Source organism: Gimesia chilikensis, assembly GCF_008329715.1.
Taxonomy (GTDB): Bacteria; Planctomycetota; Planctomycetia; order Planctomycetales; family Planctomycetaceae; genus Gimesia; species Gimesia chilikensis.
Genome location: NZ_VTSR01000032.1, coordinates 751,255 through 771,048, shown reverse-complemented (window position 1 = coordinate 771,048; position 19,794 = coordinate 751,255). Strand labels below are relative to the sequence as shown.

Annotated in this window: 17 protein-coding genes and 1 tRNA gene; 10 read left to right on the top strand and 8 right to left on the bottom strand. The window is 50.5% G+C overall.

Annotation, left to right across the window (positions count from 1 at the left end):
- Nucleotide 1 precedes the first annotated feature (1 nt).
- Together FYZ48_RS27835 and FYZ48_RS27830 are read right to left on the bottom strand one after the other, a co-directional pair.
- Complete coding sequence (locus FYZ48_RS27835) at nucleotides 2–1,009, bottom strand: DHH family phosphoesterase (RefSeq protein ID WP_149345733.1); 1,008 nt, start codon at nucleotides 1,007–1,009, stop codon at nucleotides 2–4.
- A gap of 79 nt (nucleotides 1,010–1,088) precedes the next feature.
- Nucleotides 1,089–1,976 (bottom strand): bifunctional riboflavin kinase/FAD synthetase, encoded by an 888-nt coding sequence (locus FYZ48_RS27830; RefSeq protein ID WP_149345966.1) that lies wholly within the window; start codon nucleotides 1,974–1,976, stop codon nucleotides 1,089–1,091.
- 367 nt (nucleotides 1,977–2,343) lie between these two features.
- Between FYZ48_RS27830 and FYZ48_RS27825 the strand changes: the two genes are divergently transcribed.
- From FYZ48_RS27825 to FYZ48_RS27805, 5 genes are all read left to right on the top strand, one after another.
- Nucleotides 2,344–3,840, top strand: a complete 1,497-nt coding sequence (locus FYZ48_RS27825; RefSeq protein WP_145040058.1) for a Gfo/Idh/MocA family oxidoreductase — start codon at nucleotides 2,344–2,346, stop codon at nucleotides 3,838–3,840.
- A 123-nt stretch (nucleotides 3,841–3,963) separates the two neighbouring features.
- Nucleotides 3,964–4,962 (top strand): DUF6807 family protein, encoded by a 999-nt coding sequence (locus FYZ48_RS27820; RefSeq protein WP_242022795.1) that lies wholly within the window; start codon nucleotides 3,964–3,966, stop codon nucleotides 4,960–4,962.
- On the top strand, nucleotides 4,962–5,345 hold the full coding sequence (locus tag FYZ48_RS27815) for a CoA-binding protein (RefSeq protein ID WP_149345732.1): 384 nt from the start codon (nucleotides 4,962–4,964) through the stop codon (nucleotides 5,343–5,345). Before FYZ48_RS27820 ends, FYZ48_RS27815 begins: the two co-directional genes overlap by 1 nt.
- Nucleotides 5,346–5,462: 117 nt before the next feature.
- On the top strand, nucleotides 5,463–5,987 hold the full coding sequence (locus tag FYZ48_RS27810; RefSeq protein WP_145040052.1) for a UvrB/UvrC motif-containing protein: 525 nt from the start codon (nucleotides 5,463–5,465) through the stop codon (nucleotides 5,985–5,987).
- A 135-nt stretch (nucleotides 5,988–6,122) separates the two neighbouring features.
- Nucleotides 6,123–6,204 (top strand) — tRNA-Leu (locus FYZ48_RS27805).
- Nucleotides 6,205–6,240: 36 nt separating this feature from the next.
- On the opposite strand, the gene FYZ48_RS27800 is transcribed toward FYZ48_RS27805, so the two are convergent.
- A complete protein-coding gene (locus FYZ48_RS27800; RefSeq protein ID WP_149345731.1) occupies nucleotides 6,241–8,289 on the bottom strand; it encodes a PEP/pyruvate-binding domain-containing protein in 2,049 nt (682 codons plus the stop codon).
- A gap of 287 nt (nucleotides 8,290–8,576) precedes the next feature.
- Between FYZ48_RS27800 and FYZ48_RS27795 the strand changes: the two genes are divergently transcribed.
- The 3 genes from FYZ48_RS27795 (at nucleotide 8,577) to FYZ48_RS27785 (ending at nucleotide 11,557) form a co-directional block, all read left to right on the top strand.
- On the top strand, nucleotides 8,577–9,569 hold the full coding sequence (locus FYZ48_RS27795; protein WP_149345730.1) for a thioredoxin family protein: 993 nt from the start codon (nucleotides 8,577–8,579) through the stop codon (nucleotides 9,567–9,569).
- Nucleotides 9,570–10,056: 487 nt separating this feature from the next.
- Nucleotides 10,057–10,992, top strand: coding sequence for a DUF1559 domain-containing protein (locus FYZ48_RS27790; protein ID WP_149345729.1), 936 nt, complete (start codon nucleotides 10,057–10,059; stop codon nucleotides 10,990–10,992).
- A gap of 136 nt (nucleotides 10,993–11,128) precedes the next feature.
- Entirely contained in the window at nucleotides 11,129–11,557 is a 429-nt protein-coding gene (locus tag FYZ48_RS27785) for a carboxypeptidase regulatory-like domain-containing protein (protein WP_149345728.1), read from the top strand.
- A 6-nt stretch (nucleotides 11,558–11,563) separates the two neighbouring features.
- Here the strand turns inward: FYZ48_RS27785 and FYZ48_RS27780 are convergent, their stop codons facing one another.
- The 4 genes from FYZ48_RS27780 to FYZ48_RS27765 all read right to left on the bottom strand — a co-directional run bounded on the left by FYZ48_RS27780 (nucleotide 11,564) and on the right by FYZ48_RS27765 (nucleotide 15,441).
- Nucleotides 11,564–12,655, bottom strand: coding sequence for an acyltransferase family protein (locus tag FYZ48_RS27780; protein ID WP_149345727.1), 1,092 nt, complete (start codon nucleotides 12,653–12,655; stop codon nucleotides 11,564–11,566).
- 140 nt (nucleotides 12,656–12,795) lie between these two features.
- A complete protein-coding gene (locus tag FYZ48_RS27775; protein WP_149345726.1) occupies nucleotides 12,796–13,032 on the bottom strand; it encodes a hypothetical protein in 237 nt (78 codons plus the stop codon).
- Between the two features lie 382 nt (nucleotides 13,033–13,414).
- Nucleotides 13,415–13,804, bottom strand: coding sequence for a hypothetical protein (locus FYZ48_RS27770; protein ID WP_149345725.1), 390 nt, complete (start codon nucleotides 13,802–13,804; stop codon nucleotides 13,415–13,417).
- Nucleotides 13,805–13,884: 80 nt separating this feature from the next.
- Complete coding sequence (locus FYZ48_RS27765; RefSeq protein WP_149345724.1) at nucleotides 13,885–15,441, bottom strand: sulfatase family protein; 1,557 nt, start codon at nucleotides 15,439–15,441, stop codon at nucleotides 13,885–13,887.
- A gap of 213 nt (nucleotides 15,442–15,654) precedes the next feature.
- Here FYZ48_RS27765 and FYZ48_RS27760 point away from each other — a divergent pair, with 213 nt between their 5' ends.
- Nucleotides 15,655–17,271 (top strand): phytoene desaturase family protein, encoded by a 1,617-nt coding sequence (locus FYZ48_RS27760; RefSeq protein ID WP_149345723.1) that lies wholly within the window; start codon nucleotides 15,655–15,657, stop codon nucleotides 17,269–17,271.
- A gap of 243 nt (nucleotides 17,272–17,514) precedes the next feature.
- Nucleotides 17,515–18,612 carry a linear amide C-N hydrolase gene (locus FYZ48_RS27755; RefSeq protein ID WP_198422291.1) on the top strand — a complete coding sequence of 366 codons (1,098 nt, stop codon included), beginning with the start codon at nucleotides 17,515–17,517 and terminating at the stop codon, nucleotides 18,610–18,612.
- A gap of 25 nt (nucleotides 18,613–18,637) precedes the next feature.
- Here the strand turns inward: FYZ48_RS27755 and FYZ48_RS27750 are convergent, their stop codons facing one another.
- Nucleotides 18,638–19,696 carry a GntR family transcriptional regulator gene (locus tag FYZ48_RS27750; protein WP_149345722.1) on the bottom strand — a complete coding sequence of 353 codons (1,059 nt, stop codon included), beginning with the start codon at nucleotides 19,694–19,696 and terminating at the stop codon, nucleotides 18,638–18,640.
- Between the last annotated feature and the right edge of the window lie 98 nt (nucleotides 19,697–19,794).

Below are 19,794 nucleotides of genomic sequence, written 5' to 3'. Positions count from 1 at the left end.
ATCAGACTCGCGAATTTTCGCTTGTTTCAAACATCTCGCGAAATTTACCGAGCACTTTGGTAACCGCGGAAGAGAGGGGGCCATTCAGCATCGCACCAGAGGCCTGACGATGCCCACCACCGCCGAAGGATTCGGCAATCTTTGAGACATCCCAGTCAGTACGACAGCGAAAACTGACTTTTACCTGTCGACTTCGTTGCTCCACTGCAATGAATGCTGCCTGCGTCCCAGCCAGGGTCAGACAGTAGTTAACCAGCCCTTCAGTGTCCACGGGAGTCGTCCCTGTGGCACTGAAATCTTCGCAGGTCACTACGGTGTAGGCCAGCAGCCCGTCAAAATCAGACTGAACTTTCCCCAGCACACGGCCCATCAGTTTTAATTGAGGCAGGTTGTTCTGCTCGTACAGATTTTCATAGATTCGATGCGGTTCTGCACCAGCCCGGATCAGTTCGCTGATAATCTGCATTGTGTAGGCAGTAGTGGAAGGGAATCTGAACCAGCCTGTGTCTGTGGCGATTGCAGCATAGAGAAACGTGGCGATTTCCGGGGTCAATTTACAGTTCAAAGCCTGTCCCAGATCAAAAATAAGACAGCCGGTCGCGGGAGAGGTCACATCTTTAAACTCGTCTGCCCCCAGAGAATCCGAGCTGACATGATGGTCAATGATGACTTTCCGCGACTTTGTTTTACGATAAAAGTTCGCCAGTCCCGGCAGTTGTGACCAGGCACTTGTATCCAGGATAATATGGATCTCTGCCCATTCGAAATCTTCGGTAGCGACCCCATCGCCGACATGGCGAACTTCATGTTCACCCACCAGAAAATCCATCCCCTTCGGTTGAACCGAAGGATTGATGATACGAACCTCTTTTCCCAGTTGCCTGAGGAAACCGGCAAGGGCCAGTTCTGAACCGAGTGCATCCGCATCAGGACGAACATGACACGAGAGGAGCACCTTCTGATGCGCACCGATCAGTTCACAGAGGGGGCTCCAGTCAATCTTGCTCATTCATGATTCCTGATCTAGTTGTGTGTTCCTGCTGATTACCTGAACTGACACCAGCTCAGCATCTGAACATCATAGAAGATTATTCCAGGCCCTTCCATTCAGTGGCCTGCTTTTTTGCTGATTCAACATCAATCGTCAATTGTGTTTGGAGCGCCTCGACATCGGCAAAGGTTTGGACGTCTCTCAGTTTGTGTAGAAATTCTACTCGCAACTCCTGATCGTAAATCTCTCCTGTAAAACCAATCAAATGGACTTCGACTTTCGCGTCCTGGTTTTGGAAAGTTGGATTGCCTCCCAGATTGATTGCAGCGGGGAAACGTTTTCCCTCTGTGATGGCAAATCCACTGTAAACACCTTCCCCCGGAAGTAATGTCGGCACTCCCGAAAGGTTCGCGGTAGGAAATCCAAGCCCCCGTCCCCGAGCGTCCCCATGCCCCACCGTACCCTTGATCTGATAGAGCCGCCCCAGCATCTCTGCTGCGAGGTCGACTTGTCCCGTCTGGATCGCTTTGCGGATTTCCGAAGAAGAAATCATTCGCTCAGCGCACATGCTGGGGTCAACGACCTTGAAAAACATACCCGCCTCTTCACAGAGAGACTCCAGCAGTGTTACATCACCTGCACGATCTTTACCAAAATAAAAGTTGGGACCTTCTACTAGTCCTCGAGCACTCAGCTTGTCACACAGAATCTGCTGAAAAAACTCCTGTGGACTCAAATTCAGCAGCTCTCGACTGGTGGGATAGGCGATGACACAATCCACACCCAGCTGCTCCAGAATCGTGGCGCGGTCCTCAATACCCATCAGTTCGGGCGGAGCGTGTTCGGGGCGGAGCAGATGAATGGGATGGGGATCAAATGTGAAGACCATCGCCGGCAGTTCTCTCTGGCGGGCATGATCGACCAGAGTCTGAATCATCTTCTGATGGCCCCGGTGGACGCCATCAAAGTTCCCGATCGAGATCATTCCGCCCCGACAGGCGTCGAATCCTTCTGTACCACGTATTAACACCGCTGAACCCAATATTTATTTGTCTTTATTTAGTAATTCGCCTGGATCGGGACAGATCGTCGGAAGTACCCCTTGAATCGACACGAATTCAGAAAATGTAGAGCGATAAGTACCATCTGCTCCCAAATATTGCTACTATTATGCGTAGGAAAGGTGTTTCCTCGCTCTCCCTGATCTGCGCCAGGTCTGGCTCAACATCTCTGGGCCAGCCTGCATTCGGAGGGTGCTCACCTGTTTTTCAAGCATGCTTTTGGTATCTCAAAACTCAAGATGATACCATCCAGTAACAGATTCACTTTATTAAATAACTGGAGATAACGAAATGGATCAAAGCCCCATCAATCGCAGAGATTTCCTGAAAACCTCAGGAACGACCGCCGTCGCCGCCAGTGCGATTGCCGGACTGGCCACGGCCCCCGCATTGGGAGCTGGAAACAGTAACGAAGCCATTCGCATCGGATTTATCGGCCCCGGGGGACGCGGTTTTGGTGCTCACGTCAAAAAACTCGTCCAGTTGAAAAAAGATGGTAAAAACATCGAGCTGGTTGCTGTCGCCGATGTCTATTCCGAACACCGTGACCGGACTGCCAACTACATCAAGAAAGAGCTCGGCAACGATGTCGCGAAATACACCGACTACCGCGACATGATTGAAAAGGAAAAGCTGGATGCCGTCGCGATCGGAACTCCCGACCACTGGCATGCCAAGCAGACCATCGATTCCATGAATGCCGGCTTGAACGTTTACTGCGAAAAGCCGATGACGAAAAAAGTGGAAGAAGCCCTGGCAGTCGTTGATGCCTGGAAAAAGACCGGCAAAATCATGCAGGTTGGGGTGCAGTCTACCAGCCTCCCCGTCTGGGATGACGTTCGGGCTCGTCTGCAGGATGGCCAGTTAGGTAAGGTGCTCCAGTTCCAGACAGAATATTTCCGGAACTCTTCCATGGGACAGTGGCGTTACTACGCTCTGAAAAAAGAAATGAACCCCACCAACATCGACTGGAAACTCTGGTTGGGTGTTGATGATGGTCTGGCCGAGTATCAGCCGTTCGACCGCGCTGTCTATGCACAGTGGCGTCGCTTCTGGCCATTTGGGTCTGGAATGTATACCGATCTGTTCGTACACAGAACCACTTCCATGCTGAAAGCCACCGGACTCCGGTTCCCGGGACGCGTCGTTGGTGCAGGGGGGCTGTATCTGGAATACGATGGTCGTGACGTACCCGATGTCGCTACCGTTGCTGCTGACTTCAATGAAGGCGTGCAGGGATTGATCAATGCCACCATGTGTAACCAGGAAACCCGGATCAAACAGATCATCCGCGGACATAATGGTTCCTTCGTATTTGGCAACGGGGAAGGTTTTGATGGGTACGACTTCATTCCTGAACGACCTCAGGTCACCCGTGACAGCTCGCTGAAGCAGCAGAGGATTGACGTTGCTCAGATCAAAGACACGACCTACGCTCACTTCAAGAACTGGATCGAAGCGATGGAAGCCAATGATCAGAGCAAGTGTAACAACCCACCTGATCTGGGTGCAGCTGCGATCGCTGTGGTCAACCTGGGTTCCAACAGCTACCGAAACGGTAAAGTTTACCACTTCGATGGCGAGACAGGCCAGATTTCGGATGGAGACGGCAGTTGGGCCAAGAAATGGGAAGCCATGTCCGAAGCGCGTCAGAAACCCAAGCACATCCCCGGCTGGAAAGCAGGGGATAAAGGGAGCCTTCTGGAAGAGCCCAGCTACATGGCTCTGGCAGGCCCCTGGATTGACGGAAAGCCTCCGAAGAACAATCCCAATAACAATGCCGGTTAATACTCCGGTTTAATTTCTCAAATCCCGTGTTCCCTACCCGGAACGCGGGATTTTTTTTACACTGAAAGTAAGAGTTAACCGATCTCGAACTTCGTATTCTTACTGACCAGACTGGAAATCCAGATGAAACATATTACCTCTCAACTTGCCTGCTGTTTGTTTCTGATCATTTTCACTCAGTTGAACGTTTCTGCTGCTGAAAAGAAAGGTTTCACCTGGAAGGATCATCCGGATCAGAAAGTGGCAGACCTGTACTATAACGGTCAACCAGTGCTGCAGTATGTCTACCCGTTTGATAAATCCACCCCGGAAACATTTCACGACACTTACAAAGTCTTTCATCATGTTTACGGTCCCCAGAGCGGAGCGGTGATTACCAAGGGCCCCGGTGGGAAGTACACACATCATCGTGGATTATATGTCGGCTGGAATAAAACCAGCTTTGATGGCAAAACACTCGACTTCTGGCACTGTAAAAACGGAGCCCATCTACGTCATGACAAGTTCATATCGATGCAGGGCGGCCCCGATGCGGGGACAATGACTGCGGAGATCCACTGGGAGGATGGCGACGGGAAGCCAGTGATTATTGAAACACGAAAAGTAACAGTTACACCGATCAAGGTTTCCAGCTCTGAGGCACCAGCCTGGCAGATCGACTGGCAAACTACCTTACAAAGTAAACGCGGCGAAATTACTCTTGATGGCGATCGTCAACATGCCGGTTTCCAGTACCGTGCCGCCCAGCCAGTGGCCGAGTCCAATAATGCGACCTATGTTCGCCCCGAGGGATCGCCGCAGCAACCGGCTCCCTACCAGGTCTCAGACCGAACCGATCCAGACAAGCACGTGAACCTGGGCTGGTTTGCCATGTCATATGATATTGATGGCAAGCATTACAATGTGGAGTACATGGAAGATCCGAATGTACCGAAACCATCGCGATATTCCGAGCGCCCCTATGGTCGCTTTGGAGCCTTTTTCGATACGAAAATTGATGAAAGTCATCCACTTAAAATGAACTATCGATTGATTGTGAGTGAAGGGAAGACGCCTTCCCAGTCCGAGGTTCAGAAACGTTACGACCAGTTTGTCTCCTCGTTGAAGAAACAGGATTCCTGATGAGTAAACCGACAGTTGCAATCCTTGGTGCTAGCACAGACCGCCAGAAATATGGAAACAAATCGGTCCGCGCACATTTGAGCCAGGGATACGAAGTTTATCCTATCCATCCCAGTGCAAATGAAATCGAAGGTTTGACCGCCTATCCCAGCTTGCAGGATGTACCTGCGGAGAGTCTGGACCGAATCAGTGTCTATGTGCCACCTTCCGTTGGCATCCAGCTGCTGGAAGAAATCCAACAGTGTAGCGCTAAAGAGGTCTGGTTTAATCCCGGAAGCGAAAGCCCTGATCTGCTGGAGCGGGCACGAGAGCTGGGATTGAATGTGATTCAGGCCTGTAGCATCATCGCCATCGGTGAGTCCCCCGCCGATCATGCTGACTAAAACGATCTCAAAATCGCGATTGAGCCCCGCAACTGGTTCGTATAGAATGAGATCAGGCACGCTGCAAAGCGGTCTGGATTGATTAACCCTCACTCGGTACGCAATGAAGCATCGATCATGAAAAAATGTAAAGTCTGTAACAAGCCGGCTGTCTATCACCTGACTGAGATTCAGAATGGTGAGGCACAGGCACTGCATTTCTGTGAAGAACATTTTCAGGAATATATCAGCGGGCAGACATCGCAGGACGAATGGGAACCTCAGGATGATGCGACTCTGATTGAACTCAGTTCTCAGGAACTGCAGTTAGATGAAGAGATGGAATGTCCGAATTGCGGAATCACATTTCAGGAATTTCGCAGTGAAGGACGACTCGGCTGCCCGCATGACTACATCGCCTTCCGAGAACCATTGATTCAATTACTTGAGAACATCCATGGTGAGTGCGTGCACATTGGTAAATTCCCCAAGCGAGCCCCCACTTCCAGTCAGCAGCAGTACAATTTAATCAAACTCCGGCGAGAATTGACCGCGGCGATTGCAGAAGAAAATTACGAAGCGGCCGCCTCGTTAAGAGACGAGATTTCCAAGCTGGAGCAGGAAGAACAGGCAGAGTCGGAATCAGACACCTCTGCCGAGTAAGCTTTCATCGACTGTTTTGACGTCCGAAATACGGTAAATCTGGCTGAAACCCCGTAAAGTCGCACTTTTTTCAGTCGGTCGATTTGTGTCTCCTCCCTGAAATCGTTAGTATTCCTGCAGATTCACAATTCAACCGGGGATGTGGTGGAATTGGCAGACACGCTAGATTTAGGATCTAGTGCCGCAAGGCGTGCAGGTTCAAGTCCTGTCATCCCCACTCAAAAGCACTAATGCTCCTGGCATCAGTGCTTTTTTATTGCGCCTGCTCCAAAATTCGCACTACTTGCGCGTAGGTGTCGACTTCGATCAAATCGCCATCCTGGATCATTTTCGTGGCTCTACCTGTGCCAATGAGCGTCGGCTTTTTGAGTTCGCGGGCCAGAATCGCTGCATGACAGGCAATGCCGCCATCATCGGTGACAATCGCGCCGCAGGTTTTCATGAGTGGGAGCAGGGCAGGATTGGACTGGATCGAAACCAGCACTTCATCAGCCTGAACCAAAAAACCTTGAGAATCCAGGCTCAGAACCACCCGGGCCCGACCGCGAAAGATTCCCGGCCAGGCGGTCTGCCCAGTCAACTCATTAGAATCTCCTACAGGCAGACTCTGTCGCTGTTTCGCAAGACGAGTCAACAGATAACCAGTCTGGGAAACCAGATGAAAGCTCTCCTGTCCATCAAGCAGCTGAAAGATGTAGCGTTCTCCGGAATCGATCGACTGCAGGCGCGTTTCCAGTAGTTCCCGGGTGACGAGCCCCTGTTTCAGTTCGCTCCATAACACCAGATCACAGGCGCGATCTGGCTGCGAAAATCCCAGCCTTTCAGCAGTCTGTTTCGCCAGAGGTTGTAGCAGTTTTCTTTCAATCACGGGGTAGAGGGAATGAGAACGGATCTGCTCTGCCAGAGAGCGTACCTCAGGATCATCAATCTGATGTAATTCAATATACGTCAGTAACCAGGCTGGAAACACAGTTGTATGCTGGGCAACATCAGCGAAAAAATCCTCCAGTTCTGTTAGATCGGCGAACCCACTCACTCCCTGTTCAATGACGGCCGGGCCCTGTGCATAAATTCCCAGTCCGTAACGCAGGATACGAATAATTTCGTCTCGATCATTCTGGAACAGATCTCCAATTCGATCGAGGAACTCATCAGCCGATTTTTGAGAACTAAACAGATTCATCATACCCGTTTCGTCTTGTATCAGCAGTGCTTCATTGAGATGTGTCCCCAACGTATGATCCGCATGCCTGGCATCCATCCAGTAGGGGAGAATCGAAGCAGCCAGCAGGAAAAACGGGCGTCTTACACAAAAATGCCATTCCAGACTTTGATCAAACAGACTTTGATCATACTCAGCAGCCAACGTGGTGATGGGACGTGCCTGGAGAATCTGGAAGTTCCCATTCTCGATGGCCCATTCCGTGTCAATAGGATGCCCGTAATGATCATGCAGCCGTGCCAGGATCCCGGCATACTCGGTAACCTGTGAGGTACTGATTTTAGGCTGGCTGCCTCGACCATCCAGTTCCTGCCAGACAGGCTTCGTATTTCCATCCCCCAGCCAGAGGGCCTCCTTCTGCTCACCAATGATCGACTCCAGAATCTGGCAGGAGTCACGCTGTACGATGAACTGGTCTGGAACAATCCGTCCTGAAACGATGGCTTCCCCCAATCCCAGACAGGCCTCGATCAATTGGATCTCCGGTTCCTGAGTTACCGGGTGGACAGAAAAACCAATGCCCGAAATTTCGCTCGCCACCATCTGCTGTATGACGACCGCTACCGCGATCTCCCCTGAGGCATAACCGTGAGTCGCTCCATAGGCGAGAGCAGATTCGCTGAAGAGAGAGAGCCAGCAGTCCCGAATCCGTTTTGTAATTTCGTCTGGTGACACGTCCAGCCAGGTTTCCAGCTGGCCGGCCCAGGCGCTCGTAGCGCTGTCCTCACAGGTGGCACTGGAACGTACGGAAACACGTTTTAGCTGCATTTCATCAGTTACCTGCCTGACAGCCACTTCGAGTGGTTCTGGAAAACAGACTTCCTCGAGACAGCTCTGAATTTCAGAGCGTGCCTGGGCCAGGGACAGTTGATTCGCATTCAGTTTCTGAATGACATCAACGACAGCACATTCAGGTTCCCCCTGGAAAAAATATTCTCGAAATGCACAACTGGAGACCACAAAGCCCGGAGGAACCGGGGCCTTAGCCTGAATCAGTTCTCCCAGCGATGCCCCTTTGCCTCCAGCCTCCGCCACGTGGGATGCATTGATTTCGGATAGTCGATAGATCAGCTGTGGCATCGCTCTGGTTCTCCTGGTTCAGATCATTTTTCAGACCAAAGCTTACCGAGTTCTCTAGTGCCAAGAAATACTATTCATTTACACATATCTCAAAATAATAAAATCCTCATTTCCTGCAGATTTTCAGCACCTGGCTATAGAGAGTGATCTGTACTTCAAATCCATTTCTACTTATGGTTCCCCCCTGAACCTGAACTCCCAACTTGGGACTGGATGCATCTAACTACGCATCGCAAGTCTGTCTTACTAAAAGCCTTTCTCCTGGTTAGTCAGCAACGGACGGTAACATGAGATATTTTCTGCTCTTACTTCCACTGCTACTATTTGAGGGGGATGCCGGTCTTTTTGAGTATCGCACCAAAAACTTCACCGTATACTGCCGAGACGCAACACTCGCAGTTCAGGTGGGAGAAGCAGCAGAGCATTATCGCGATCGACATGCGCGGGAATGGCTCGGGCATCCAATACCCAACTGGTATGCCCCCTGTCCGATTCGAGTTAATGCAGGAGACTATGCAGGGGGAGGGGCAACGACCTTCTCCTTCGACCAGGGCCAGGTATTTGGCTGGGATATGCAGGTACAAGGAACTTCCCAGAGCCTGCTGGAAAGTGTTATTCCGCACGAAGTACTGCATACAGTCTTCGCATCTCACTTCCGTCGTCCCTTGCCACGCTGGGCAGACGAAGGGGCTGCGACCTATGAGGAAGCAGAAGCCGAGAAACGACCGATCCGTGAACTGGCTCGTGAAGTCGTCGGCACCGAACGGCAGATCCCGATTCGGCGGTTGCTGGTCATGCAGAATTATCCCGACAATCTCGGCGGAATCGCTGTCCTGTACGCTCAAGGTTTCTATCTGGCAGAATTCCTGATCGATCGGGAAGGGAAGCAGGAGTTTGTCCGTTTTTTGGATACTGCCTATCAGACGAACTGGGATACCGCGTTTCACACCCACTACGGTTTCCAAAACCAGGAGACGGCATATACTGCAGCCTGGCAGAAACATAATAAGATCGACCAGCAAATTGCCAGCCGATACGAAGTCAAAATGTTTACTGGCGCTGACTGCCGCCAGTGTGAAGAGGATCGCAGGACCATTCTACCTCAACTGCGCGCTCGAGGACTGGTAGTAAAGGTTCTGGATTATGATCGCAATCTCGAACAGGCACGTCAGGAAAATGTAATCGGGCTTCCCACATATATCATTTATGAAAATGGAAAACGGATCGCCAAACTGCGAGAGAGTCGCGCCCTGAGTTCATTGCTGCAGCGTCGCCATTGAGATTGAGTTTATTCTGGGAGATTCGAGTACCTGTCGACACTCTCAGAACAAAGCTCCCAACATCTACCTTGCGAATCATTCCCAGAAACGCCGTTCGATTCCCACCGACAGCTCTGTTTCCTGGTGACAGCCGGAATGCCCACAGTGCTAAATAAGCACCTGTCAGGGAATTGCTGTAGATCTATCTACCACATCTAATCAAGATCGATACATACAACTGTGTAAAGTGTTCAGCGGTTACAATCTGTTTTTTTTGAGTCCTCAAAAAATATAGCCCTGGATCCACAAGATTAATAACATTTCTTAATAAACAATCTTGTTGCTTCTCTTTACTCAAAGCATAATGAAATCAGCTATGTGCATCATTGATACACACAGCCTTGGTATTCTCGCGAAGAATCAAGCGCTCTGATTGAACGAAATACTAATCACTTCAATTCTCCTGAATTCTATTTCGTTTTATCAATTATCTTTGAAAGGCACACTCATGCGCACGCGCCCTCACAAACGTGGTTTTACCCTGATTGAATTGCTGGTCGTTATTGCCATCATTGCAATTCTAATTGCTCTCCTTCTTCCCGCAGTTCAACAGGCCCGCGAAGCAGCTCGACGCAGTACTTGCAAAAACAATCTTAAGCAAATCGGGCTGGCACTTCACAATTATCATGACACACATCGAGTACTGCCTCCGGCAACTATCAACGCAGGTTTATCGTCGTGTGATGCAGTGCATGGCGCAACTGGTAATCTGTTAAACCACACCTGCTACCAGATGATCCTGCCCTTTATCGATCAGGCAAATATCTACAACCAATACAACTGGAGCCTGCCCAGCGGTCGTGCAAACCATGGTTCAGGATGCACAGGAACTGTTACGACAGATCAATATTCGATTGTGACATCTCCCGTCCCGGTCTTTCTCTGTCCCTCAGACCCGGGAACTCAGCAAAATTCAACAACCTCTGGTCCATACTACGTCAGTCCTGGTTGGCGAACGAGTTACGGAGTCGTGAACTACACTACTGGAGGAGGTAGTGGCAGTTGGAGAGCGAACAACAGCACACTCAAAGGTGCAATGGGACCGAATGGTGCTGCTCAGTTCCGTGATTTTAAAGATGGTACCAGTAACACGATGGTCATGTGTGAAACCCAGTTGAACAAGACATCGACCAGTTATGGTCCCTACTGGAATGCCGCCACACACACCTTTTTCATCCTACCAGGTGTAACTGGTTATACTCTTAATTTTGACCATACCAATGGAAAACAATACGCTTGGGGAGCCGGCAGCTTTCATGTGGGCGGTGGTCACATTCTGATGGGTGATGGTGCCGTCCGCTTCCTCAGCGAAAATGTAGACCGTGTCGGAGTAGTACAGGCACTGGTCTCTATCGGTGGTGGCGAAGTCATTCCAGAATTCTAAATCTGATCTCCACGTTCTACTTCTGATTTAAGTCGATTCAGACCGCGGTGATCGTCATCGCCGCGGTCTGAATCCTTTTCCAGCGACGCTCGCAATTTTATACTCAACTTTTTAACTTTCTGACTGGATCAGATACATGTTTTTGTCCCTGAATCTTCCCAAATGCATTCTCTTCAGTTCATTGCTCCTCTTACTTACCGGTTGTTCCAGCGGTAGTGGTGAAGCTGTCCCTGATCTAGCGGATGTAAGCGGTGTAGTGACCATGGATGGTTCACCACTGGTTAACGCCAAAGTTATTTTTGAACCTCTGGAAACCACCGGCAAGGCTAGACGCCGGGCCTCCAGTGCTACAACTCAGGAGGATGGTTCATACAATCTGGAATACAATGAAGACGCCTCTGGTGCTTCCCTGGGTAAACACAGAGTTATGATCATTAAACTCACTGACAATCCGGAAGACGCAGGCAAACAACTGGTTCCCACGAAATATAACGACAAATCTGAACTTACGGCAGACGTAAAAGCAGATGGGAACACAATTAATTTCGATCTCAAATCGAAGTAATTCGTATCAGATCTGGACTGGCTGCTTGACAGGAGCAGTTTTTGGTTCAGCTTTAACTGAACTGACGTAGTGACTGCTTCGCAGCAGAAACCGCTTTTCGACCAGATTCCACATCAGGATTGCCCCGAGCAACGTCAGGCAGACTGCTGTCCCCAGGAAAGACCAGGCATGCTCTCCAGACCAACCGGCATTCAAAAGCAACTGGATTAGCGGGAAGTGCAGGATATAAACCCCGTAGGAGAAATCCCCATACTTTCCAAAGTTACCTGCATACAGAAACAGACCGAAAAACAAGACAATCACTGCCAGGGCAGCAGGTTGCAGCCAGGGCAGGGGAGTCCAGTAATGCGTCAGCAACACAACAGTCGCCAGAGTGACAAATAGCCTGATATGACGTTCGAAAAAAGGCAGGTAATAAAACAGTGCTGCTCCTGCGATGAAGAAACAAAGCTGCCCAGGTAGTTGGCGTGCCAGCTGTTCATAAAACGGATTCTCTGTCCGGATTGAAGCCCCCAGCAACAGTTGGGCATATCCGATCGACACGACATAAACGAGAATCAGCAGTGGCAAGCGGGGGACACGTCGCAGACAATATACCAGCACGGGAACGGAAACATAAAACATCACTTCCACTTTCAGTGTCCAGAGCGCGCCATTCACCGCCGGCATCCGATTCGCTTCAAAGACTCCCGGTAAAGTGGACTGCAGAAAATTCAGAAACGTCAGATTAGCCAGCAGATATTTTACCCAGGTAAAAGAAAAGTACTCAGTCAGTGATAGACGGCTTACCAGAACCAGTCCAAGGGCTGCCAGTAATATGACGGTAACGTACGCTGGATAAATCCGTCTGATCCGTTTGCTGGTATAAGAGGAAAGCGATGAGGAACGTTCGTAACTCATCACGATCAGAAACCCGCTGACGACGAAGAATGCCTGAACTGCAATCCGCGATGAGAGATATCCAGGCAGCACCGCTAACGCGCTAAAACCGGAAAGTTCCACTGCATGCACCAGACAGACTGTCAGAGCCAGCAGCAGCCTGAGCAGATCAAAGTTATTCTTCTTGAGGCGGGGATGATCGAGTGGCAGTAAATCCATTTTCTGACCCGAAATTGACAGTGTGAGCGGCGCAGTACCAGCGGGGACTGTCGCAAAACAGGCAAACTCTGTCAATATGGGTCATTAACGAGACAGATTTAAAGCGGTTCAGATAGTCAAAACTGTTTGCATACAGGAGCTTAAAACCGAATCGGAACAGATCTGCGTTCGCCCGAAGTCACTTTCAGCTCCATACGGGCATTCAGTTCCTCAACATGAGCTCGACTCTGTTGCTGCAGATATCGAACCATCTCTTCCCGCTGTTCCGCAGAGATACGCGGAGACTCAGGGGGTGAGAGACGAGTCGGGACCGCCTCTTCCAGAGACGATGCCAGTACACCCACCAGCCCGGTGGCAATATTCAGGGTCAACAACACCAGATAACGTGTTCTTTTATCGGTATTGACTTCCTCTTCTGAACTTGCGAGCCGCGTGTCCGGTTCGTGAAAAGCAGGTTCAAAATCGAATTCACAATTGCAGAATTCACAACGACTACTGTTACGATCAATATCTGCTTGACAGCTGGGACACACATGAAATTGCGTCCGAGGATCGTCCTCATGATATCCAGTCATCACGACTCCTTTACTGGTTTGAGGAGAAAGAGCGCGGGTAGCTCAGTCCATTAGTCGGCCCATGGTCAATTGTACCTCCTTGAAAACGGCTGGCAATGTCATTTTGGGGTTCTTGATTAAATCTAAATCAGCTGTTGTCCTGCATCCCAACACAGTTTCATTTTCAGTACTAGAGAAAAGTCAATCAAAAGCAGTCATCATCGTGTGGCTCAAATTCATCAGGTGTCGCAATAAAACCTGATTCCAGATCAAGGTTTCGTTGAGTCTCCAATTCTATGGATCGCCAATGTGACAGTGCTGATTTCAATCCATCGGGAGACAAAAACACTTGTCCCCCAAATTCATCGCTCTCTCTGACTCGCCAGGATACTGGTTGCTCTGAGCGATACTGGTGGTAGATCTTTGCCAGCACCTCTCTTTCCGATTTCCAGTCCCCTTCAAAGATCTGGATCTGGCGTATAGCACTCTGATTAGCAGCGGCAGCTTTTATTTCTGCAATACCCATTTCGATCAGAGTTCTCAGGATCTTAAGATCTTCTACTGTCGGAGATTCGATGGGAACAATCTCGATCATGAGCATTTCCTCCGCAATAGGCCATTCGAAGTAAGCTACCTCAAATTCATCTTGGAGAAGAAGCTCTGCGGTACAGTTACCTACTCCTTCGCATTTTTCTCCCGCAACAGCTTATCGTTGAAATCAGCCGGTTTTGATCCACTCTCAAGCCGCAGGTTAGCGCCCATACTCCGTTTGTGACTGAAGGGAACCCGGTTCGCCTCTGACTTCTCCAATATCGCATGCAGATCGGCCCGCATCTTTCTGATCTGTTTCTGATATTCAGGATCAAAAATCAGATTGTGCTGTTCCAATGGATCTTTTTCCATGTCGTAAAGTTCGTCAATATCCCAGATACCATGATATTGGATGAATTTATATCGTGGTGTCCGCAGTGCGAAGGTCGTTGGCGTCTGAGGGAAATTGAATTCCCAGTAATATTCATACAGAATATTCTTACGCCAGTCGGCAGCCGGTAGTTTGCCCGCCGCCAGTTCCAGGAAACTTTGGCCATCCATCTGAGGTGGTGTTTTCAAGCCGGCAGCTGCCAGGCAGGTAGGGCCGATATCGATGTTGGCGACGACTTCATCTACCACGGTGCCTGGTTTCCAGAGACCGGGACAGACGCCGACCAGAGGCACACGCATGGACGCTTCATACGCGGTCCGCTTGTCAATCAGGCCATGTTCGCCCCACTGAAAGCCGTTATCCCCCATGTACATGACCAGTGTGTTTTCACCATAGCCGTTATCTTTCAGCCACTTCCGCACGCGAGCGATCGATTCGTCCACGCTCAGCAGGGCTTCACAGTATAGACGATAATGCTCTTCGATGTCCGTATCCTGGTGATAGGCAAAATCAACCCCGTGCCAGCTGTTTCGCTGATTCTTCAGCCACATCGGCTTGTTGAAGTAATTCTCAGAGGTATTGGCCATCGTTTTAGGGATCGGCATCGATTTATCTTTGTAGCGTCCCGCATGACGTTCCGCAGGATGGAACATCCCATGCACTCCCTTGTGTGAGAGATACATGAAGAAGGGTTTATCCTGCGTTTTGACACTTTCGTTCAACCAGTCGATGGCATAGTCCGTCAGTTCGTCGGTAATGTAACCTTTCTGCGGAACTCTTTTGCCATCAACATTCAATGACCATTTCTTCAAATGTTCGGGCGGGTAATAGTGCCCCTGGCCACGAAAGGAAACCCATCTGTCGAAACCGGGCCGTGGGTCGTCGGAGTGACCGCCCATGTGCCACTTCCCGAAGAATCCCGTCTGGTAGCCAGCGGCCTGCAGATACTGGGGAAAGAATTTCGTCCCAGGCGGGGTCAGTACGTTATTATCGACCACACCATGATTGTGCATATACTGTCCGGTCAGGATCGAAGCCCGACTGGGAGAGCAGAGCGAGGTGGTAACGACTGCATTCTTGAAGTAAACCCCCTGTTTGGCCATCGCATCCATTGCAGGAGTCTCTACCCAGGGATGACCGGTAAAACCCATCACGTCATAACGATGATCGTCCGCGAGAATAAAGACCACATTACGCGGTTTGGCACCTTTGATCTTTTCCAGTTTGAGATCTGCAGGAGCGGAATCTGCGGCGGACAGAGATGTGGTCCCCATCAGGACCAGTAGACAGAGCGTCGAAATCAATCGCATGGCAACACCAGTATAAATTGAGAGTAATTCTTGGTTAGAGACGGATTGTCACACAGACGAGATTAAACTTATACACCCCCAAGTTAGCAAAGGGCACAAGCCAATACAATAAAAGCGGCTCGGGAAACAACACGTACTCTGGCAACACCTGTAAATCTCCGCATAATACAGGCTGTAAATCCATACGTAATTTTCCACAAAGGGAACAATGGAATGTACGATTGTGTCATTATTGGAGCAGGGCATAACGGACTGGTCTGTGCACATCAACTCGCACGAAAGGGTTGGAAGGTGCTGGTACTGGAACGCCGCGAGCTTGTGGGCGGAGCCTGTGTGACCGAAGAACTCTGGCCCGGCTTTAAGGTCTCTACCGCGTCGTACCTGGTCAGCCTGTTGCTGCCTGAAATTGAACAGGAAATGGAACTGGCTCGTTATGGTTATCGTATCCTGCCACGCAATCCGAGTTCCTTCACCCCCTGTACTGATGGGCGTTCTTTGCTGCTGGGACCGGATCTGAAACAGAACCAGGAACAGATCGCACAGTTCAGCCAGCGCGATGCAGAGCAGTTCCCCCGCTATGAAACCATGCTGGAACGAATCGCCGAGTGCCTGGAACCGGCACTGGTACAGACTCCTCCCGACCTGCTTCCTCTCCCCGCCTCCTGGAGATCAGTCGGCCTGGGGAAAAAACTCCGCGATACGAAAACAGCCTACCACCTGCATCAGTCACTGAAACGACTGGGAGAAACAATCCCGGAAGCAATCGAACTGCTCACCGGTCCGGCACTGCCTATCCTGAATCGCTGGTTTGAATCAGACGTCCTGAAGTCAACACTGGCAACCGACGCGATTATCGGCACCTTTCGGCCCCCTTCCGCCCCCGGAACCGCATACGTTTTACTGCATCACGTCATGGGTTCTGCCGGTGGGGCACGTGGTGTCTGGGGTTATGTCGAGGGGGGAATGGGCGCACTCAGTCAGGCCATGGCCGACTCTGCCCAGGCATCCGGTGTCGAAATCCGTACCGGCGTCACCGTGGATGAAATCCTGATCCAGGGACAGCAGACGACTGGCGTCCGCCTTTCAACTGGTGAGACGATCACGACCCGCAGCGTAGCCTCCAATGCCGATGCACATGTGACATTCGAAAAACTGATCCCTGCCGGTACGCTTCCTCAGAACTTCTCTGCAGCGGTCAGCCGAATCGATTACAGCAGCGCCAGCATGAAAATCAACGTGGCTGTCAGTGAACTACCCGATTTCAACTGTCTGCCTGGCCATAATGAACCCGGCCCTCAGCATCGGGGAACCATCCACATCGGCGCCAGTTGCGAGGAAATCGAACGGGCCTACGACGATGCCAAGTATGGCATGCCCTCACAAAAGCCGATTATCGAGATGACAATCCCCACTGCAGTCGACAACACCCTGGCACCGGAAGGGCAACACATCCTTTCGCTTTTCGTGCAATACGCACCCTACCAGTTGAAGCAGGGAAATTGGGACGAACTCAAAGAAGAGTTCGCCGATCGCTGCCTGCAGCGGATAGCGGAATTCGCCCCCAACGTTCCTGCATCAGTCCTGCATCGCCAGGTTCTCTCTCCACTTGATCTGGAACGAACCTTCAGTTTAACCGGCGGCAATATCTTTCAGGGGGCAATGCCCGCCCATCAGCTTTATAATCTACGCCCCGTCCCCGGCTGGAGTGATTACCGTACTCCGATCAAGGGACTCTACCTGTGTGGGAGTGCCGCGCACCCGGGGGGTGGTGTGATGGGTGCCTGCGGCCGCAATGCTGCACGGGAGATGCTCCGCGATGGCAAAGATTAATTAGTGCATACATCAGGGAACGCTGATAAAAAAAGTCTCAGTTTGCTTTCACAACAGTACCAGCTCTCGTAATCGGTGCTGTCGATATCCTGTTCCACAATTCAAGATGAGGAACAAAATGTCCTGCGCAATGCTCACCCTTTGTTCCATTTTCAGCCGAATCAAAGAGTGCCGAAACCAGCGTCAGTGATAATGTTCGCGTTACTGACAACTTGAATTCATTCTCTACCCGGGAGAAATACAGTGAAACGCCTCACAGGTTTGCCTGCCATCCTGGTTGCTATTGTTCTAACTCTTTCAATTCCTGCTTCTGATACATCCGCCTGTACCGGGATCACGATCAAACCCCAAGATGGTTCAGCCATCTTCGGCCGTACTCTTGAGTTTGCCCAGGATCTGGAATCAAACGTAATTATAATCCCTCGCAACAGAGAAAATTTAGGGAGCACTCCGGACCAGAAACCGGGATTACGCTGGACTTCGCGTTACGCCATGATGGGCATGAATGCCTTTCAACTTCCTGTGATCGTTGACGGCGTCAATGAACGGGGGCTGCATGTCGGCATCTTCTATTTTCCTGGTTATACTGATTATCAAAAATTGTCTGAGAAGGATTTGGCCAACAGTATTTCCCCTGTAGAACTGCCCCTGTACCTGATGGGTACCTGTCAGAACGTTGAGGAAGTTGAAGCGGCAGTAAAGAAAATCAAAGTTGGTAATGTCGTCATGCCCCAAATGGGAGGCGTCCCACCATTTCACTATATCGCCAACGATGCCAGTGGAAAATCGATTGTGATTGAGTATGTGAAGGGAAAACTGAATCTCTACAAAAACCCTCTCGGAGTCATAACAAATGCTCCCTCATTTGATTGGCAGATGACGAACCTCAGCAATTATGTCAACTTACTCACAAACAACGTTTCTGACATCAAACTCGAAGGGGTTGAAATTAAAGGTTTCGGGCAGGGAAGTGGAATGCTCGGACTGCCGGGAGATTTTACACCGCCATCCCGCTTTGTACGTGCTGTCGCTTTTTCTTCGTCGGCATTTCCGGTCACAACTGCGAAAGAGGGAGTACTACAGACATTTCACATTTTGAATCAGTTCGACATTCCCAAAGGAGCTGCTCGCGGAGTCGAGCAGGGAAAAGTCGTCGGCGATTACACTATGTGGACTGGCGTCTCAGATCTGACAAACCTGCGTTACTACTTTCGCACTTATGACGACAGCAGTATCCGGATGGTAAATCTGAACAGCCTGAACCTGGACGCACAGGAGATTCAGACCATATACATTCAGGGACCTGAACAGATCATCGATGTCTCTGGCTGTGCCCGCTGAATCACACTTGAGTTCCTAAATCGCATCAGGACGGTTTGACGAGTTCAACCGAAACGTTGCAATACAGATTTCGTGGCTCTGCCCCATTCATCTGCCTGACCAGCATCCTGCCGATCTCCTGTCCGTAAGCTTCAGGAGAGAGGCAGGGACGGATGTGCGGGAACAGGCAGGGGGCTTGCTCGCGGGCAAAATGATCCGCAACCACTATTACCGGCTGTTTCTTCCGTGGATAATTCAGTTCGGAAATAATCGACGCAATCGCCCGGGCCGCTGGTTCAGAACGACAGAGAATACCCAGCTTCACTGAGGACTGCTCCAGGACGTCTTGCGCAGATACCTGTATCGCCCGATCGTCAGCCGGAAGGCAGCGAACCGTCAACCGATCGATTCCCCAGCCTGCGCCGTACATCTCCTGCTGCACAGCATCCAGTAGAAGATGATCACCGGCTGTCACTTGATCGCGAAATACGATCAGTACTCGCTGGCAATTCTGTTGGAGCAGATGCTGAAATAAGAGCCGCCCCATCTCCCCCTGATCCCGATCAATATGAGCCAGTCCAGTAATCGATGGTTGCAGTACCCCATTTACAACTGTCGGCAGTCCGCTCTCCTGCAGGATCCGCTGAACTCCCACCTGTGCTCGCTGCAAAACAAAGCCCTCAGTCACACTTGACTTGAGTGCACGGTTCACAATCTCTTCCACATACGCTTCTTCATCCCGGTGCGGCAGGAAGTTGAATTCAAGTTCTGCCTCGGGAAGTTCCCGCTGCAAACCGATCAGAATACCATCGGCCAGCAGGCCTTCCCGTTCGAGGTATTTCTGGTGTACCACCAGATGCACGCGACGCAGGGCCTGCTCAGTCTGGTTCGATTCCGGATCAGCAATGAACGTACCGGCCCGTTGTTTACGCACCAGAACCCGTCGCTGAGTGAGCAGTTGCAGAGCCCGGTTGGCAGTCGTTCCGCTGACCTGAAACGAACGTGCTGTTTCACTGGTTGTGTAGTAGGGATCCCCGGGCTGCAGCTTTCGTTGTTTAATATCGGATTGGATTCGCTCGGCCAGATCCACAATCGCTGGTTTCATTGAGAATGTACATTCACTCGAAAAAGGACGGTTTTTGCTTTGATTTCCAGATCATTTTTTATAATATTACGACATAGATAATAATATCGCAACACAAA

Excerpts from the sequence above, each read along its gene's own strand:
- FYZ48_RS27785 (WP_149345728.1), top strand. The coding sequence starts at position 11,129 with ATGTTTTTGTCCCTGAATCTTCCCAAATGCATTCTCTTCAGTTCATTG.
- FYZ48_RS27815 (WP_149345732.1), top strand. The coding sequence starts at position 4,962 with ATGAGTAAACCGACAGTTGCAATCCTTGGTGCTAGCACAGACCGCCAG.
- FYZ48_RS27825 (WP_145040058.1), top strand. The coding sequence starts at position 2,344 with ATGGATCAAAGCCCCATCAATCGCAGAGATTTCCTGAAAACCTCAGGA.
- FYZ48_RS27835 (WP_149345733.1), bottom strand. The coding sequence starts at position 1,009 with ATGAGCAAGATTGACTGGAGCCCCCTCTGTGAACTGATCGGTGCGCAT.
- FYZ48_RS27765 (WP_149345724.1), bottom strand. The coding sequence starts at position 15,441 with ATGCGATTGATTTCGACGCTCTGTCTACTGGTCCTGATGGGGACCACA.
- FYZ48_RS27810 (WP_145040052.1), top strand. The coding sequence starts at position 5,463 with ATGAAAAAATGTAAAGTCTGTAACAAGCCGGCTGTCTATCACCTGACT.
- FYZ48_RS27820 (WP_242022795.1), top strand. The coding sequence starts at position 3,964 with ATGAAACATATTACCTCTCAACTTGCCTGCTGTTTGTTTCTGATCATT.
- FYZ48_RS27790 (WP_149345729.1), top strand. The coding sequence starts at position 10,057 with ATGCGCACGCGCCCTCACAAACGTGGTTTTACCCTGATTGAATTGCTG.
- FYZ48_RS27780 (WP_149345727.1), bottom strand. The coding sequence starts at position 12,655 with ATGGATTTACTGCCACTCGATCATCCCCGCCTCAAGAAGAATAACTTT.
- FYZ48_RS27800 (WP_149345731.1), bottom strand. The coding sequence starts at position 8,289 with ATGCCACAGCTGATCTATCGACTATCCGAAATCAATGCATCCCACGTG.
- FYZ48_RS27770 (WP_149345725.1), bottom strand. The coding sequence starts at position 13,804 with ATGATCGAGATTGTTCCCATCGAATCTCCGACAGTAGAAGATCTTAAG.
- FYZ48_RS27760 (WP_149345723.1), top strand. The coding sequence starts at position 15,655 with ATGTACGATTGTGTCATTATTGGAGCAGGGCATAACGGACTGGTCTGT.
- FYZ48_RS27830 (WP_149345966.1), bottom strand. The coding sequence starts at position 1,976 with ATGATCTCGATCGGGAACTTTGATGGCGTCCACCGGGGCCATCAGAAG.
- FYZ48_RS27750 (WP_149345722.1), bottom strand. The coding sequence starts at position 19,696 with ATGAAACCAGCGATTGTGGATCTGGCCGAGCGAATCCAATCCGATATT.
- FYZ48_RS27795 (WP_149345730.1), top strand. The coding sequence starts at position 8,577 with ATGAGATATTTTCTGCTCTTACTTCCACTGCTACTATTTGAGGGGGAT.